Here is a 15,690-nt window from a genome sequence, read left to right as displayed (position 1 = left end):
TATACGGTTTATGGAGTGAAAGGAATGACATTAAAATTTAGTGTTTTGGCAAGCGGAAGCACCGGAAATGCAATCTACATAGAGACAGAGGAGCACGCCTTTTTAGTTGATGCAGGTTTAAGCGGAAAACATATGGAAGGATTGTTGCAACAAATTGAAAGAAAACCCGATCAGCTGGATGGCATTCTTGTCACTCATGAACATAGTGACCATATAAAAGGTGTTGGTGTTTTGGCAAGAAAATACAAGTTGCCGATTTACGCAAATGAAAAAACATGGCAAGCGATGTCTCCGTTAATCGGTGAAATACCAACGGATTTAAAATTTATATTTCCCACAGAATCCGTTCGTTCTTTCAAAGGGTTGGACATCGAATCTTTTGGCGTTTCCCATGATGCGGCAGAACCGATGTTTTATATTTTTCATCATAATGGAAAAAAGTTGGTAGTCATAACCGATACCGGATATGTTAGCAATCGGATGATCGGCACAATTGAAAATGCCGATTACTACATATTTGAAAGTAATCATGATGTCGAAATGCTGCGGATGGGAAAATATCCGTGGAATATTAAGCGGCGAATCTTAAGCGATATTGGCCATGTGTCTAATGAAGATGCGGCAATGGCAATGAGCGAATGCATAGGTGACAATACGAAAGGGATTTATTTGGCACACTTAAGTAAAGATAATAATATGAAAGAGTTGGCGAGAATGTCAGTTGGCCAAGTTTTAGAAAGTCGGGGATTTGTTGTGGGTGAGCAAGTTTCATTATATGATACCGATCCGAAAATTCCGACCGTATTAAAGGCAATTTAAAAATAAGCAAAAAGGTTGAAAAGAAAAAGCTTTTGTTCATATATTGAAACAAAGGCTTTTTTCATATATCTTGGGAATTTTTTCATAAAATATTGTTCATATTAATTGAGAGTAGAACTGTTTGTTGAAAATTTTTTAGCTGACTCATACATACATCCATAAAAATTGAATAAAAGGTGTGATTATAATGGGCTATTATGAAGATGACAACGGATTTGGAAGTCGAAAAAAACCGAAAGATAATAAGCGGGGTTATTTTTTCTCCGGTTTCATCGGGGCTGTCATTGGCGGCTTAGTTGTATCGCTGACTTCACCCTATCTAGTGGATAACCAAACCAATGAGAATCAATCGGATGCCATTATTGAAAAGACAGATAAAGAAAATAACAGTAATAGCATTGTCCAAAATGTTTCCGTAAAAGTAGAAACAGACGTGACAAAAGCAGTAAATAAGGCAGGTGGCTCCGTTGTCGGAATTACGAATATCCAAGGAGGCAATGTTTGGACACAAGCACAAGAGGCAGGCACCGGTTCAGGGGTCATTTATAAAAAACTAGACAACTCAGCCTATATCGTTACCAATCACCATGTAGTTGAGGGGGCAAATCGGTTGGAAGTCACTTTAGCCAATGGAGAAAAAATAGAGGCGAAATTATTAGGAAGTGACTTATGGACCGATCTTGCCGTTTTACAAGTAGATGGAAATAAGATTCAAACGGTAGCTGAATTTGGTGACTCAGATGCATTAAAATTAGGTGAACCGGTGATTGCCATTGGAAATCCGCTTGGTTTGGAATTTGCCGGCTCGATTACTCAGGGAATTATTTCCGGATTGGAACGGACAGTGCCGCTTGACTTCGACGGTGACGGTATACCGGATTGGAACGCAGAGGTGTTACAAACAGATGCAGCGATTAATCCGGGGAATAGCGGAGGCGCCCTTGTGAATATAGCCGGGCAAGTCGTTGGTATCAACTCCATGAAAATTGCCCAAGAACAAGTGGAAGGAATAGGTTTTTCCATTCCAATTAATACAGCAATTCCCATCATTGAAGACTTGGAGAAAAATGGCGTGGTGAAGCGGCCATATATGGGTGTTTCCTTGGAGGATATTAATGAAGTGCCCATTTATCATCAACAACAAACCCTTCATTTACCGGATAATATTAAATCGGGATTGTTAATTGCAGAAATTGCCCCGGGTGGTCCGGCAGATCAAGGTGGATTAAAACAATTGGATGTTATTGTGAAATTGGATGGGCAAGAAGTGAACAACATTATTGATTTACGCAAGCATTTATACACAAAAAAAGAAATAGGCGATCAGTTGAAAGTTGGATTTTACCGAAATGGAAAATACCAAGAAAAGACGATTACACTAACCGGGGAAGGTAGGTAAGTCACAGGGGCACCTCGTGAATTTTTATATGGTAGGCTGGTGGGTTTCGACTCTATCTTACGGAGATTTAAGGGGATATGATTGATCAATGAAACCACTGAGGCAGTCACTGAGGCAGTCACTGAGGCAGTCTCTTCAAGTCAGGTGATGGAAATGAAAAATATTTATTGTTGCAAAGAGCATGTCGAATATGGACTAGAAGAAGTCATAAATGAAAGTGAAGTTCCGCCAAAACTCGAGGAGGTAAAAGAACAGTTGCCAACAGTAACCTGTGAATACTGTGGACAACTCGCAGAATATATTGTGTCGAACTAATATTCTCACACAAAATGTGGATAATAAATGTGGATATGTGGATAACTTTTGTTAATAAGCTGTCAGTAACCTGTTTATAGCCTGTTTATAAACTGGGGAAAACGATTGGGTGTGATGAATTTATAGGAAACAGACAAGAAAAAATTTTTCCACAAGAAAAAGGGTCTTCTGAATGGAAGGCCCTTGTAATCGTGCGCCGTACACTGTGATTATCAGATTCTTTGGACATTCAATGCATTATTTAACTAACGCTAACAATGAACAGTACTCCAAGTGCGTTGAGTGCTGAATATAGACAATGTTTAATACGAGTAGTGGAATTCACCTTAACTTTATAATATGAATCAAGAACACAATTTACAAAAACAGAAAAACGATCAGAACGGAAAAAGCGAAAAGCATTTCTTTGTAATATCTAATTGAACATAAGCTGCCCATTAGAGAACACTACATTTATTGAACAGCTCTCTCATCTCCCCCCTTTTATATTCCCATTTCCAATTATTTCATTTATAATTTTATTTAAGGTCATAAAAAATCTGCCAGTGCCGAGGTTTCAGTATGAGTAAAAAAAGTTCTAAAAACTACATTCTTCATGCCCAGAGCAAACAGTTTTTCTGGGAAGGACAAGGACAACTTTCAATCAAAACATTTGCTAATGGAAAAGCGTTTTACAAAACTAATAGAGGATTTTACTCCGTTGAGAAAAATAGATACCATCTACTTAATGAAGGCTCCTATACAATATCAATTGATGAAAAAACAGAAGTAGAATCGTTTTGTATCTTTTTTAGAGATGGGTTTGCCCAAGAAGTTTTACCTTCCATACTAAAGTCAACAAACTCTATTCTATCAGACCCATATTTTGATATGGATACTGTCGAATTCTATGAGAAGACCTACCAGATAACTCCAACCTTAATGTTACAATTAGAAAAGTTTCAAAGACACTACGACTTATTCCATAATGATTTTTTATGGTTCGATGAGCAGTTTCACAATCTTATGCAGATCATGTTATTTGCTCATTTTGATACCCTTAGTAAAATGGAATCACTAAACACAATTAAAAGTTCAACCCGTGATGAATTATTCAGACGTGTATCCGTTGCACATGATTTTATTAGGGCCTATTTTAATCACCAGATAAAATTACATGATATTTCAAGTGTCGCATGTTTATCGCAGAACCATCTGTTGAGGAGTTACAAAAAAATTTATGGTAAAACCCCACACCAGCATGTTTCTGAATTGAGAATACTTAAAGCAAAAAAACTTCTTGAGGATATGGAACTCAGTATGACTGATATTACTTATGAAATAGGATTCAATAACCCTGCATCTTTTAGCAAGATATTTAAGGCTTCTACAGGTTTATCTCCACTTCAATATAGAAAAAAAGTGATTTTGGATAAGAATTAATATATGTAATGTTTTATTATCATTAAGAAGACATCAATTAAAGGAGAGAGAGCAATGATGAACATCCAAAAGATTAACCAAATAGGAGTACCTGTTAAGGACATTAATAGAGCAGTAAGTTTTTATAAGGCTCTTAGCCTACCATTACTTTTTTCAACAGATACAATGGCATTTTTCGATTGTGACGGAATACGAATTCTATTAAGTTTACCAGAAAAAGATGAGTTTTCACATCCAAGCTCTGTTATTTACTTTCAAGTTGAAAACATATGGGAAACCTATAAAAAATTCACAAATGCTGGTGTATCCTTTATTGATGAACCCCATATTGTTGCAAAAATGGGCGGCACCGAAACTTGGATGACTTTCTTTAAAGACACAGAAGGCAATATACATGCATTCATAAGTGAATTAGAAGTTGAATAATCTATAATCAAAGGATACCTTTTCAAACAATGGTATCCAACTCGCTAAACTGAATGAGGAAAGATTAAATTAGAAAAAGGATTACTTCAATAAAAACAAACGATTGATTTTACAAAACTAATCCAACAAATTGAACGGTTTGTTCAAAACTCTGTTCTTGAAGAACAAGTGCTTCACAAACTAATAGAAAGAATTGAGATAAAAGAAGATGGGAGTCCGAGAATCCATTACCGATTCTCGGACCCTTTATATATCTTCTATTTTTTTATTAACAATGCGCAGCACTCCACATGTACTGTATGTGGGAAAAGATCGACCGGTTGAACCAACTCTAATTGGTAACCGAATGGGAGTAATTCTTTCATGTCAGTGGCAAATGTGTCCGGATTACATGAAACATAGACAATGCGTTCAGGTTGCGCACGACCGATTTTCCGCATGACTTTCCCGCCGGCACCCGAGCGAGGAGGATCTAATAATAATAGTTCGGGTGTTCCAAAGCTATCGATAACCTCGTCTATGCCATGGCGTGCATCTCTCGCCAGAAAATGAGTGTTGGTTATTCCGTTATCTTTTGCATTTCGCTTTGCCGACTCAATGGATGTTTCCACGATTTCAATGCCGCTTAATTCTTTTACTTGTTTAGCAAAAGGAAGGGAAAATGTGCCTACACCGCAAAAGAGATCGATCATCTTTTCATTTTTTTTAGGCTGCCCCATTTCAATGGCCAGATCGACTAATTTTTGTGCTTGAGTCGGGTTTGTTTGAAAAAATGTATCATACCAAATACGGTATCGAAAACCGGATAATTCATCATAAATAAAATCTCTTCCGGATAAAACATGGGTTTTTTCTGATTGGGTCCGATCAGCCCAATCTCGGTTTTCCAGCCATAATAAACTTTTTACTTCGGGAAATTTAGCTTCAATCCGATCAATTAAATCGGATGCAGCTTCACGAAGATTTCCGTCCGGCGCCTCGGTGGCAAATAAAGCCAGCATCATTTCCCCTGTGGCAAAAGATTCACGAACCATTAAGTGTCGCAGTAACCCTTCATGAGTATCTTTATTATACCCGGATAAATGATGATCACTGGCCCACTTTGCTATGTCCATTGCCGGTTCAACCATTTTATTTCCGGCAATCAGGCAAGTTTCAAGTGAAATAATTTTCCTGAAATTCCCTTGCTCATGCAAACCAAGCGTGCCATCCGGGGAGAAGGTAAATTCCATCTTATTACGGTAATGCCACGGATCTTCCATACCCATTGTATCTTGGACAAAATATGGTTCAAAGCCTTGTGCTTCCAAGGCATGTTTTACGTGATTCGTTTTTTCTTGCAATTGTCCGGCATATTGCCAATGCTGCCAGACGCAACCGCCACATAAAGAGAAATGAGGGCAGGCCGGCCCAACTCGTTCCGGATGAGCCTCAATAATTTCTTCAAGAAGGGCTTTTCTCCTTCTCCGTTCAGGTTTATCAACAGTAACGCGTACTTTTTCTCCGGGTAGTGTTTCCGGGACAGTCAATTTTAGCTTTTTTGAATTTCCCTTTTCATTCTCATGCCAAACGACAGCTTGTCCGGCTCCATTTTTATCCAATTGTCTGATTTCGGTTATGAAAGATGATCCTACAGTAGTAGACAATCATGTTCCTCCTTTCAATATAAAAACACTTATGTCATTTTCCGTTATAGTCAAAGGAAATAAATATCATTCTTTTTATACTAACCTATTATAACGGAAACCCAATGATTTTAAAATTACCGGTATATATAGGAATTTATGACGTAATGGAAAGTTATGTCTTTTAAAAATTTTACAAAACAATTATATTTCGTTTTAGGTAAATATGGTATATTGAGTATAAGGGGAGGGAGTGAAAACATGGCGAAATACAGTAAAAAGGAAAAGAGCTGGATGATGTATGATTGGGCAACTTCGGCTTATTCGGTTGTCATAACGACGGCGATTTTTCCAATTTATTATAAATCGGTTGCAACGAATGCCGGTGTTGACCCAAGTCAATCTACAGCTTTCTTAGGGTATACGATCTCAATTTCCACTTTTATTTTGGCAATGTTGGCTCCGGTACTCGGTACGATTGCAGATTATCGAGGTTTTAAGAAAAAGTTTTTTGTATTCTTCTTTCTTCTGGGGACGCTGTCAACGGTAGGTCTCGTATTCGTACCAAGTGATCAATGGCTGCTTTTACTGGTAATGAATTTATTAACGGCGATTGGTGCTAGGGGAGCAAATATTTTTTATGACGCATTTATCGTTGATGTCACAACAAAGGATAAAATGGATGATGTTTCATCTCGGGGATTTGCTTTAGGGTACATCGGCAGTAGTATTCCTTTTGTGATCAGTATCGGGATTATTATTTTAGCGCAAACCGGCATTATTCCTTTGTCAATGACAGCAGCAAGCCGAATTGCCTTTTTCATAACAGCTGTATGGTGGATTGGATTTACCATCCCGCTCATTAAAAATGTAAAACAGATTTATTATGTAGAGAGAGAGCCAAAAATTATTGTAAATAGTTTTAAAAGACTGGGTAAGACATTTAAAGATATAAAGCAATATCGGAATATTTTCTTATTTTTATTAGCATATTTCTTTTATATCGATGGGGTCGATACGATTATTTCCATGTCAACCGCTTATGGCACGGATGTAGGCTTGAGTGCTACTGATATGATTATTGCCCTGCTAGCCGTCCAAGTTGTTGCAGCACCGTTTGCTATTCTCTTTGGGACACTTGCAAAAAAATATGGAACAAAAATAATGCTTTATGTCGGAATTTTTATTTATACTTTTATATGTGTTTATGCGATGTTTATGGACAGTGCTTTTGATTTTTGGGTATTGGCTATGCTGGTTGCTACATCACAGGGGGGAATTCAAGCATTGAGCCGTTCCTTTTTTGCCCAAATGGTGCCTGAGGAAAAATCAAACGAGTTTTTCGGTTTTTACAACATATTTGGCCGATTTGCAGCTGTCTCAGGGCCGTTTCTCATGGGTGTAACAACGCAAATAACGGGAAGTTCTTCGATGGGCATTTTTAGTCTCATCATTTTGTTTATCATCGGTTTTATATTATTGACCTTTGTACAAAAACCTGATCTTTCCTCGGTAAATCGTGAAGAAACAGACGTATCTGTATAAAAAGATGGGGATTTCTCCATCTATTTTTATCCACCAGAAAGAAGGAGTTGTCCGAAACTGCTAATTTTGAAGGAAGTGCGAAATGGACAGATTACTCGATACGGGACGGCAATCTTGTCACCGGGCAAAATCCGTAATCTTTAAAAATTACGGTGGAAAAATTAATCGAGGCCGTCGAAGCATCATACTTGTAAAGGAATCCTAGCTTTTAGGGTTCTTTTTTATTCGCAATCCTTCGTTTGATTTGTTATTTTGCCATTTGATAAAATACTAAAGAATAAAATGGAAAGGTCATTTAAAATGAAGATTTCGATTATAACTGTAGGAAAACTGAAAGAGAAATATTTAAAACAAGGTATTGATGAGTATTTAAAACGATTATCCGCCTATGCCAAAGTGGAAATCATTGAGGTAGCCGATGAAAAAGCACCGGAACATTTAAGTGAGGCAGAAATGGAAGAAGTGAAGTGGAAGGAAGGGGAACGAATTCTTTCCCATCTTAGTGAAGATACATACATTATTACCCTGGAAATAAGTGGCAGAATGTTAAACTCCGAACAACTTGCCGCAAAAATCGATGAACTCGGTACATATGGGAAAAGTAAATTAGCATTTATTATCGGTGGCTCGCTCGGACTAAGTAAAGAAGTGCAAAACCGAAGTGACCTGGCCCTTTCCTTCTCAAAAATGACATTTCCACATCAGTTAATGAGGCTGATTTTACTCGAACAAATATACCGGGCTTACCGGATTAATCGAGGGGAACCGTATCATAAATAGAGGCAAAAATTGTTGAAGATATGGAGGTAATTCTTTATCGGAAGCGGGTATTGAAAATGTATGTTCATTATCCGTTTCTCGATATAACAAGTGGATTAGAGTAAAGGTTTTCGAAATGTTCATTTCAGTAAAATCAAATTCAAGTTCTATATTTTTAATGCTTCTTGATTTGTCATCTTGTTTGATAGTAATATTATCAATTAACAACAGTAGCAATTGCTTTTGATTTTCCCTAGTTGTCTTCTTGTAAACAGATAGGAATTTCTTCAGTAATTTTTCAATCAAATCTGGTTGAATTACTTTTGAGTCGATAGAACCTAATTGCATTATAACCTCATTTTTTCTTTGTTCGAACCCCCTTTTATCATCGGAAACCTTTTGTAATCTTTCTTGCAGAATATCTATTGGGAGAGTGTTTTTCTCAAAGGCTTCCATATACTTTGCTTGTAATTGTTCTATTACCTTTAGTTGTTTTTCAATCTCTTCTAGTTCTATATTAAGCCGTTTTATCGCATGGGCAGAAGTTGAACTTATTTCTGTTAGTGTCTTATAAAGTTTTTTCTTATTAGAACAAAATTGTTGGATCCTTTTAATAACTGTATCTTCTGCTTCATATGCTTTAATGGAATTAGCTTTACAAGCAGCAGATCCTTTATTATGAAAATCGCTACAGACATAATAACGATGTTTTCGTTTCGTCCCATCTTTTCGTGTAGATGTTGTAATGGAAGGGACCATTCCTTGACCGCAATCAGGGCAACGCAAAAAACTGCTAAGTAAAAAAGGTTCATTCGATTGGCGCTGTTTAAATGATTTGCTTTTTCTTCTTGCTTGAACTAAACTCCATAATTCATCTGAAATGATGGCTTCATGCTGCCCCTCAACAATGATAGGGTCAGGATTCTTTCCTTTTCTTCTCTTAGTGTCCCAATTTTCAACCTTTAACCAGCTGATTTTACCATTATAGATGACATTGTCTAAGATTGTTGCAATCCCATTTATAGAAAAATAACGGCCTTTTTTCGTTCGATATCCTAATTTATTTAAGTAGTTTGCAATTGCCTTTAACCCCTTTCCGCTTGCTTACATTTCAAAGATCATTTTTACGATCTCTGCTTCTTTATGATTGATGACAAGTTGTTTTTCAACAGTATCGTAACCAAATACAGAACCACCATTCCATTGTCCCTCTAATGCCCTTTGTTTCATACCAAGTTTTACATTTTCCGATAACGTATTTCTTTCCATTTCCGCAATAGAAGCCATTATTTGCAGTACTAAACGGCCGATAGGGTTTCCAGTATCAAAGTTTTCCGAGTAAGATATAAATTTTACATCGTATTTTTCAAACTTATCCAAAATGACTAGAGTATCCAACATATTTCTTGAAAGCCGGGATATTTTCCATACTAGAACGGCATCAAATTTGTTGATTTCCACATCATCAATAAGCCTTTTCATTGCTGGCCGACTCTTTATCGATTTTCCACTAATCCCCTCGTCTACATATTCTTCAACAACTTCCCAGTTGTAAAGTTGAGCATATTGTCGAAGTGTTTGAAGTTGAGCGGTTATACTGTACCCTTCTTTAGCCTGCTCTTCTGTACTAACACGGGCATATATGGCTACTTTTTTAATTTCCATCTCTTAACCTCCTTCAAAATGATTTTACAATGAATTTTTATAGAGGAGAAATGGAAGTAAAGGATTTCAAATATAAAAATCAAACTGAAACATCAAAATTAACATATTCATGTTTTTTTACTAAATTGGAAATAAACGAAGGGGGAGAAATTGATGAAGTCACAGTTAATGGGGAATTTGAAAATTTTAGAACGTATAAACTAGAAAGTGAACTTAAGTATAGATTAGTAATAAAATTGGAATAAATACTATTAACGTATTTTCTTACTCCTCTTTTAAGGAATATAATAAGATTAGAGGAGGAGAAAAATGAGTTGGACCAAAGAAAAAAATATTCGAAATGCAGGTCATTGGCTTGCGAGAGCAATTGAATTAATTGAATTAAAAGATTATCAAAAACGGAATGGAACAGTACCTACAATATATAGAGGTGGGGTATTTAACGTTGAACTAGGAGAGGGCAATTTAGGAGGGGAAAAGAATAAAAGACGGCCTTGCTTAATTATTAGTAGGAATCAATTAAACAGTGGAGATACTGTTGTTTTGATTCCATTAACAACTAAATTCAAATATAACCTTGTGAAAGGAGTGAAAACACCAAAATATAAAAATCATTACATACTCCTTAAATCCAAATATCCCTTTTTAAACGAAGATTCATGCGTTAAGTTCGAAGATATTAAAACGGTAGATAAAGTAAGAATTGGTGAGCATTTAGGGAATATTGACGTGAAAGATTTGGATCTTATGAGAAATCGTTTATTATTTGCAATGGGATTTTAAATTTTATAACGAAAATAATCAACTTTTCCCCAAAAAAATTGACTGGTTATCACTTGTCAATATGAATAATTAATGATATTCTTTAATTAGAAAATATTTTATGTTTAGATTGCCTCGTCGCAGTCAGAGAGGCCCAATCATTAAGATTGGGGTTTAAGGCCATTCCATTTTGGAATGGTCTTTTAATTTGTTTATATTACTATTTCAGCGAAACATGTAGTAATTTGTTACTTTGTAAACGCATCACTTTTATTTATGATATTTAAAAATTCCCTTTTTGTATATCGCAACCGATAACCTGTCCAAAAAAACGGCTCAATTTTTCGATTGCGAAGTGACTCACTTTTCAATTGTGGAATACACCCTTTTATAACTGTTATCCTTAAAATATTTAGCAACATATTTTATAAATTACAACTCATGAGTTTCCAAAAAATTGAATTTATATCTGTGATTACAAGAGCTTTGTAACCGCTCCGAGTAAAATTGATAGCTTTATCTTATATTCGTTAGTATAAAAAATTTGCAGTCAATTTATATTTAATTGACTGAGTAATTTTTTTCGTAATCAAATTTGTACTTAAAAAAATTGGTGTAAAAGTCAGTTCAATTTCCTGTTTTTTCTATGCAGATTTAAAATAGTTACTAATATCATCTTCAGTAAAACTGGTAGATAACTTTTTTTATTTTACGTTCCTTTGGTCTAGATCCTTTTGTAACGTGAACTTCTTTAATAATACTATGGAACAATAATTTTTTTCTTCGTCAGAAATGATACTTAAAAAATCCTTAAAGTGATTGGTAACGTAATCAACACTGTTATCAATATTAAAGTTATTTTGAAGGTTGATTTCCATATTTAATCTATCCAATTTAGATAAGGTTGCTTCTTCTTCCGCTTCAAGGTCTTGAATAAGAAGAGAAAAAGTTCTTTTGTTAATTTTACTTGAATTATTTCCATCCCCTAAATATAGATTAACTGTTTTCTTGATTTTTTCACGGATCGACTTTAAAGATTTCTTTAAGGATTTAACTTCATCTTCTAAGGATTTAAGATTATTTCCAAGATTCGATTTGATAATATTCGATAATACAGAAGACAGATTTAGTTTTTTAAGATGAGTTATAAAAGTTTTTATCCAAGATAGGATTGCTTGCCAACAAATGCTTATTAAATGAAAATGTCGATTATAAATGTGTAAAGCAAAAGGATGGCCATGTTTATTTATATCTAGCACCTACAAATATTATTGAAGCATATAAGAGCCATGAAAAAGATCCATTTTATTCAACAAGTAATAAAGTGGTGAAGGATATTCAAAATCAACCTTATTTTAAAGGTACTCGGAAGGTTAGAATTGGCAAAAGCCAGCCTACTGCATGGATCATACAGCTGACAGATCCGATTAATCCGAAACAAATCAATGAAGGAATAATCCATCCAGACTTGCCCGATACAATGATTTATTTTTACGTGAAATAGATTTTTGAATCTGTTCCAAAAAAACCGGAACAAATGGAACAACCAAAATGCGCTATAAATAAGGCTTTAGCGTGAGTTGTTCCTTTGTTCCTAAAATTTTTGCATAGTGCTATATAATTTTATGATGGAATCGAAAGGACAGTTATTAATAGTTGGGTACTTAATTAATGGAACTTTGGAACACTGAATATTAAGTAGTCGAAAAATGCAATAATTGCAAGTCTTTGTTTTAATATTAGGTGTTCCAAAACAAATAAGAGCTTAGAACATATTTGGAGCATTAGTTTTTCATAGAGAAACAAAGGTCTGGTAATAACTTTGTAGAATTACAAGGTTATGTTCGATCCCATTCTCCTTTACAATCCGGGCATTGCCACCTTACTACACGGTCTTCCTCTAAACTAGATATCCCGATTTTTCGACTAAAGTGTGTCGCATTGTAATGATGTTGTTTTTCCTTGGGGATGGGATCTCCTTGTAGACAGCTCCCACAAAATGGACAGTACTCTAAATTATCTTCCAAAATTATCATCCTTTCTTAATTTATTAAACATTAGACCTTGTGGAATATAATGATCAGATTAATCGATTAATTATTATAAATAAAGTAATTATATTATATCCTAATTGGAAGTATATGTTTATTTTTTATGCGTTCCTTTTATGTTTCTAATTTATTTTTTCTTATAACACATCTATTTATGCGGCCGTTTTAACAAATCGTATTGTCATCTCAGTTTTGCCCCCTAAAACACAATAATAGTAAATGTTTGATTGACTGGAAACTATTTACCTATTACAATATAACTATATTGACTCGGACAATATTTTGGTAGGTGATCAATTGATAGGTTTAGAATACATCCTTGAACTTTATGGTATGCAGCAAATTGAACTGGCCGAAAAGCTTGGAATTAAAAAGCAAAATATTAATCTTTGGATAAAAAAAAAAACAAAAGATCTCCAAAAAACATTTACCTACGTTGGAACAAATTTTTGGCATAGACGCTAAATACTTTTCGAAAGAATTAACTGATTTGGATAAACTGGAGATTCAAAAAGAAAAATTAAAACGGGATTTACAGCCTATTATCACGAAATATGAAGAACAGTTCCTCATTGGGGAAGAAAATGATCTTGTTGAAGTGCCGGTTTATGACAAAGAGGAATTGAATCAAATAGAACACGATATTGAAAAAGCCAAGCTAATTGAAAAATTTCGGAACATGCTTAATCGTGCTGAACATCAACCTTATTTAGACACATTTAAATTGGTTCTTGAACTTTTAGATAAAGCACAGCATGAACCGGTTTTCCATAAAACAATAGAAGCTTTAGCGCATTATTTAGAAGTGTTACCAGATTGGGTGTCAACAGGCCCAGAACAAGATGAATTTGAAAGCGAATTATTCGAAGTATTAGATGATTTTAATTACTAGAATTAAAGGAGACTTCATGATGGAAACAGCAAAGATTGGATTCGAAGAAACACTTTGGAAATCTGCTGACAAATTACGTGGAAGCATGGATGCATCCGAATATAAACACGTAGTCTTAGGACTGATTTTCTTAAGAGCCTCTGCCAAAATAAAAAATATACCCTTGAGCGAGGCTCTGGAAAATTAATTATCTCGTTTTTTGCCTTTTCTTCCAGATTTTTAAATTTAATAAAAATAAAATGGCTATTTTTCTCCAAAAAAGGGCATACGTATCCTGCCTTCACAAAATGGGTTTTTTTCACTGCCCTTTGTGGAAAGGAGACGCTGCATTTGACTTATTCACATATCCACCTGTGAATAACTTAATTCAGTCGATGGCGTGTCCATCCACAATTGGCCTTTCCTGTCTGATGATACGCCATATTTGCCATGATATGCATAGATATCATGCAACGATCCACATGCGCTTCAACTGCCTGTTTTCCACGCTTGTGAACACGACGGAGACTATATCCGTCTTTTAGAATGCCAAAGATTCGTTCGATGATCGTTCTGGCACTATATAACACTTTAAATTTCCGCCCATGTTGGGGCAACTCGACGTCTACTTGAGGCGCTTGATCAAAGTCCAGCCGAAATACTCTTCCTTGTGCTGCCCCATTACAACATTCCACGTGATTCGACAGCGGGCAGGTGAGTCCTTCTTGCCTAGCATTTGGATGAAATACAGGACAAGTGTAAATATATTGCCCCTTTTCCCGATCAGATCCTCTAAGGTCCATTTTATGTTCACTGATACAGATGGGGGTGCCGTACCGATTGATTTTTTCAATTCCCCGGGCGGAAGTTGGTTTATCTTTACGGTTCCGTGGGTTGATGGGTGCCACCAATTTCGCCTGTAATACGTCCTTTGTCACTTTTTGATTTTCCGGCGTTTGGTAGATTCCATCTGCCAAGATAAAGTCCAACTGCTCAGCCATCTCGGGGTGCTCCGCCTTAAACGTCTCCAATGTCGTTTCTAATGTTTTCCCATCAGGTGTATTTCCTTTGAATACTTCCCGCGTCAAAGGCAAGCCGGATTTCACCCCGCATACCATTGATAATTTATGCGCAATATAGGAGACTGCATTGCTTTTACGCATCACCCCTGCGTTATCATCTGTAAGGATTCTGGGGCAATCGCAATCACCTTTGCAAGAACACGTCTTCCTTGTTTTATTCAACGTTGCTTCTGCCTCTATATGTGATGTATCCACGGCGACTGCTTTCTCAAAAGTTTCAACCACGCCTTCCCTTTTATTATATTCAACCACCAATAGCCGGGCTTTTTCCCAAAGATCATTTGTTGTCATGATTTGATCAAAGCGAGCAAAGGAACGGTAGCTCGGAATTTTCTCCGTAAATCCACACATGGCGGCAAATAGCGGGTTTGATTTCACTTGTAAATAGACACTTTCAACCATCACTTCAATATATTGTAAAGAGGCCAGTTCAAAAGCACGAAAAAAGGGCATGAAAGGATGCGGTTTTCTCCCGGCAGGAGAGGAATGAAATAAGGAAGACGTAGACTTATCTTCTTCCTCCGGTATTGAAAATAGTGCTGGTTGTATTTCATTAAAATGATCATGTGCTCTTTCCTTTTTTAGGTGCAAATATAAAAAGGTGTAGTAATCTCGTTCAACCGGTTTAAAAATCTCCCATGGAAAACACATGGCCGGAATGACAAAGGGTATATCGGCATAGTCTTGCCAATTGTGGGGAATCAAATTTTGTTGTATTGATAAATCTCTGGTTTGTGTTAGAATAGAAGTAGTCATGAAATCACTCCTTGGATACTGGATATTGGGTAGTACTTATATCTTACCAAAGGAGTGACTTTCATGGCACTTTTTTTTCAAAAATAATTATGTTTTTCCATTTTACAATATTTACCAGGGGAATGAGTAGCCTAATCTATTAAAACTCGTCTAAAACCGACTGAAATGGAAAAATTCAGATATTGATAATAAG

The 15,690-nt window shown here is 35.8% G+C and carries 15 protein-coding genes and 3 pseudogenes; 13 read left to right on the top strand and 5 right to left on the bottom strand.

The window, feature by feature from the left end; genetic code table 11:
* The first annotated feature begins 24 nt into the window (after nt 1-24).
* From NSQ14_RS18675 to NSQ14_RS18655, 5 genes are all read left to right on the top strand, one after another.
* Complete coding sequence (locus NSQ14_RS18675) at nt 25-819, top strand: MBL fold metallo-hydrolase (protein ID WP_034773613.1); 795 nt, start codon at nt 25-27, stop codon at nt 817-819.
* A 187-nt stretch (nt 820-1,006) separates the two neighbouring features.
* Nucleotides 1,007-2,218 (top strand): S1C family serine protease, encoded by a 1,212-nt coding sequence (locus NSQ14_RS18670; RefSeq protein ID WP_346216725.1) that lies wholly within the window; start codon nt 1,007-1,009, stop codon nt 2,216-2,218.
* Between the two features lie 153 nt (nt 2,219-2,371).
* Nucleotides 2,372-2,533 (top strand): CxxH/CxxC protein, encoded by a 162-nt coding sequence (locus NSQ14_RS18665; protein WP_072012718.1) that lies wholly within the window; start codon nt 2,372-2,374, stop codon nt 2,531-2,533.
* A gap of 561 nt (nt 2,534-3,094) precedes the next feature.
* Nucleotides 3,095-3,955, top strand: coding sequence for an AraC family transcriptional regulator (locus NSQ14_RS18660; protein WP_346216724.1), 861 nt, complete (start codon nt 3,095-3,097; stop codon nt 3,953-3,955).
* A 57-nt stretch (nt 3,956-4,012) separates the two neighbouring features.
* The gene (locus NSQ14_RS18655; protein ID WP_041844974.1) at nt 4,013-4,381 is read left to right on the top strand and encodes a VOC family protein; all 369 of its coding nucleotides are present in this window, start codon (nt 4,013-4,015) and stop codon (nt 4,379-4,381) included.
* 257 nt (nt 4,382-4,638) lie between these two features.
* On the opposite strand, the gene rlmD is transcribed toward NSQ14_RS18655, so the two are convergent.
* The gene (gene rlmD / locus NSQ14_RS18650; protein ID WP_346216722.1) at nt 4,639-6,027 is read right to left on the bottom strand and encodes a 23S rRNA (uracil(1939)-C(5))-methyltransferase RlmD; all 1,389 of its coding nucleotides are present in this window, start codon (nt 6,025-6,027) and stop codon (nt 4,639-4,641) included.
* A gap of 240 nt (nt 6,028-6,267) precedes the next feature.
* Here rlmD and NSQ14_RS18645 point away from each other — a divergent pair, with 240 nt between their 5' ends.
* From NSQ14_RS18645 to rlmH, 3 genes and pseudogenes are all read left to right on the top strand, one after another.
* Nucleotides 6,268-7,551 carry an MFS transporter gene (locus NSQ14_RS18645; protein ID WP_346216721.1) on the top strand — a complete coding sequence of 428 codons (1,284 nt, stop codon included), beginning with the start codon at nt 6,268-6,270 and terminating at the stop codon, nt 7,549-7,551.
* A 59-nt stretch (nt 7,552-7,610) separates the two neighbouring features.
* A pseudogene (locus NSQ14_RS18945) lies at nt 7,611-7,688 on the top strand (type 1 glutamine amidotransferase domain-containing protein); the annotation flags it as partial.
* 163 nt (nt 7,689-7,851) lie between these two features.
* Nucleotides 7,852-8,331, top strand: coding sequence for a 23S rRNA (pseudouridine(1915)-N(3))-methyltransferase RlmH (gene rlmH, locus NSQ14_RS18640; protein WP_346216719.1), 480 nt, complete (start codon nt 7,852-7,854; stop codon nt 8,329-8,331).
* On the opposite strand, the pseudogene NSQ14_RS18635 reads toward rlmH, so the two are convergent.
* A pseudogene (locus tag NSQ14_RS18635) lies at nt 8,272-9,399 on the bottom strand (recombinase family protein); the annotation flags it as partial. The gene rlmH and the pseudogene NSQ14_RS18635 sit on opposite strands and share 60 nt — an antisense overlap.
* 15 nt (nt 9,400-9,414) lie before the next feature.
* On the bottom strand, nt 9,415-9,975 hold the full coding sequence (locus tag NSQ14_RS18625) for a recombinase family protein (RefSeq protein ID WP_343191670.1): 561 nt from the start codon (nt 9,973-9,975) through the stop codon (nt 9,415-9,417).
* A 50-nt stretch (nt 9,976-10,025) separates the two neighbouring features.
* Here NSQ14_RS18625 and NSQ14_RS18620 point away from each other — a divergent pair, with 50 nt between their 5' ends.
* Nucleotides 10,026-10,220, top strand: coding sequence for a hypothetical protein (locus NSQ14_RS18620; protein ID WP_041844970.1), 195 nt, complete (start codon nt 10,026-10,028; stop codon nt 10,218-10,220).
* Between the two features lie 64 nt (nt 10,221-10,284).
* Nucleotides 10,285-10,758 carry a type II toxin-antitoxin system PemK/MazF family toxin gene (locus NSQ14_RS18615; protein ID WP_043988460.1) on the top strand — a complete coding sequence of 158 codons (474 nt, stop codon included), beginning with the start codon at nt 10,285-10,287 and terminating at the stop codon, nt 10,756-10,758.
* 683 nt (nt 10,759-11,441) lie between these two features.
* Here NSQ14_RS18615 and NSQ14_RS18610 read toward each other — a convergent pair.
* Nucleotides 11,442-11,996, bottom strand: coding sequence for a hypothetical protein (locus tag NSQ14_RS18610; RefSeq protein ID WP_346216714.1), 555 nt, complete (start codon nt 11,994-11,996; stop codon nt 11,442-11,444).
* A gap of 1,089 nt (nt 11,997-13,085) precedes the next feature.
* On the opposite strand from NSQ14_RS18610, the gene NSQ14_RS18605 reads away from it, so the two are divergent.
* The 3 genes and pseudogenes from NSQ14_RS18605 to NSQ14_RS18595 all read left to right on the top strand — a co-directional run.
* Nucleotides 13,086-13,253, top strand: a complete 168-nt coding sequence (locus NSQ14_RS18605; RefSeq protein WP_342014491.1) for a helix-turn-helix transcriptional regulator — start codon at nt 13,086-13,088, stop codon at nt 13,251-13,253.
* Between the two features lie 25 nt (nt 13,254-13,278).
* Nucleotides 13,279-13,680 carry a hypothetical protein gene (locus tag NSQ14_RS18600; protein ID WP_346216712.1) on the top strand — a complete coding sequence of 134 codons (402 nt, stop codon included), beginning with the start codon at nt 13,279-13,281 and terminating at the stop codon, nt 13,678-13,680.
* A gap of 19 nt (nt 13,681-13,699) precedes the next feature.
* A pseudogene (locus NSQ14_RS18595) lies at nt 13,700-13,816 on the top strand (type I restriction-modification system subunit M N-terminal domain-containing protein); the annotation flags it as partial.
* 226 nt (nt 13,817-14,042) lie between these two features.
* Here the strand turns inward: NSQ14_RS18595 and NSQ14_RS18590 are convergent.
* The gene (locus NSQ14_RS18590) at nt 14,043-15,497 is read right to left on the bottom strand and encodes a transposase (protein ID WP_041845943.1); all 1,455 of its coding nucleotides are present in this window, start codon (nt 15,495-15,497) and stop codon (nt 14,043-14,045) included.
* Nucleotides 15,498-15,690: the final 193 nt, after the last annotated feature.

It is taken from the genome of Caldifermentibacillus hisashii, from assembly GCF_039654145.1.
In the GTDB taxonomy this organism is placed as follows: domain Bacteria; phylum Bacillota; class Bacilli; order Bacillales; family Caldibacillaceae; genus Caldifermentibacillus; species Caldifermentibacillus hisashii.
Note: the sequence above shows the minus strand (reverse complement) of the source record. Positions and strands in the feature narration are given on the sequence as shown.

Coding starts and splice junctions, on each gene's coding strand:
- NSQ14_RS18675 (WP_034773613.1), top strand. CDS start 25: ATGACATTAAAATTTAGTGTTTTGGCAAGCGGAAGCACCGGAAATGCA.
- NSQ14_RS18670 (WP_346216725.1), top strand. CDS start 1,007: ATGGGCTATTATGAAGATGACAACGGATTTGGAAGTCGAAAAAAACCG.
- NSQ14_RS18665 (WP_072012718.1), top strand. CDS start 2,372: ATGAAAAATATTTATTGTTGCAAAGAGCATGTCGAATATGGACTAGAA.
- NSQ14_RS18660 (WP_346216724.1), top strand. CDS start 3,095: ATGAGTAAAAAAAGTTCTAAAAACTACATTCTTCATGCCCAGAGCAAA.
- NSQ14_RS18655 (WP_041844974.1), top strand. CDS start 4,013: ATGAACATCCAAAAGATTAACCAAATAGGAGTACCTGTTAAGGACATT.
- NSQ14_RS18645 (WP_346216721.1), top strand. CDS start 6,268: ATGGCGAAATACAGTAAAAAGGAAAAGAGCTGGATGATGTATGATTGG.
- rlmH (WP_346216719.1), top strand. CDS start 7,852: ATGAAGATTTCGATTATAACTGTAGGAAAACTGAAAGAGAAATATTTA.
- NSQ14_RS18625 (WP_343191670.1), bottom strand. CDS start 9,975: ATGGAAATTAAAAAAGTAGCCATATATGCCCGTGTTAGTACAGAAGAG.
- NSQ14_RS18620 (WP_041844970.1), top strand. CDS start 10,026: ATGGAAGTAAAGGATTTCAAATATAAAAATCAAACTGAAACATCAAAA.
- NSQ14_RS18615 (WP_043988460.1), top strand. CDS start 10,285: ATGAGTTGGACCAAAGAAAAAAATATTCGAAATGCAGGTCATTGGCTT.
- NSQ14_RS18590 (WP_041845943.1), bottom strand. CDS start 15,497: ATGACTACTTCTATTCTAACACAAACCAGAGATTTATCAATACAACAA.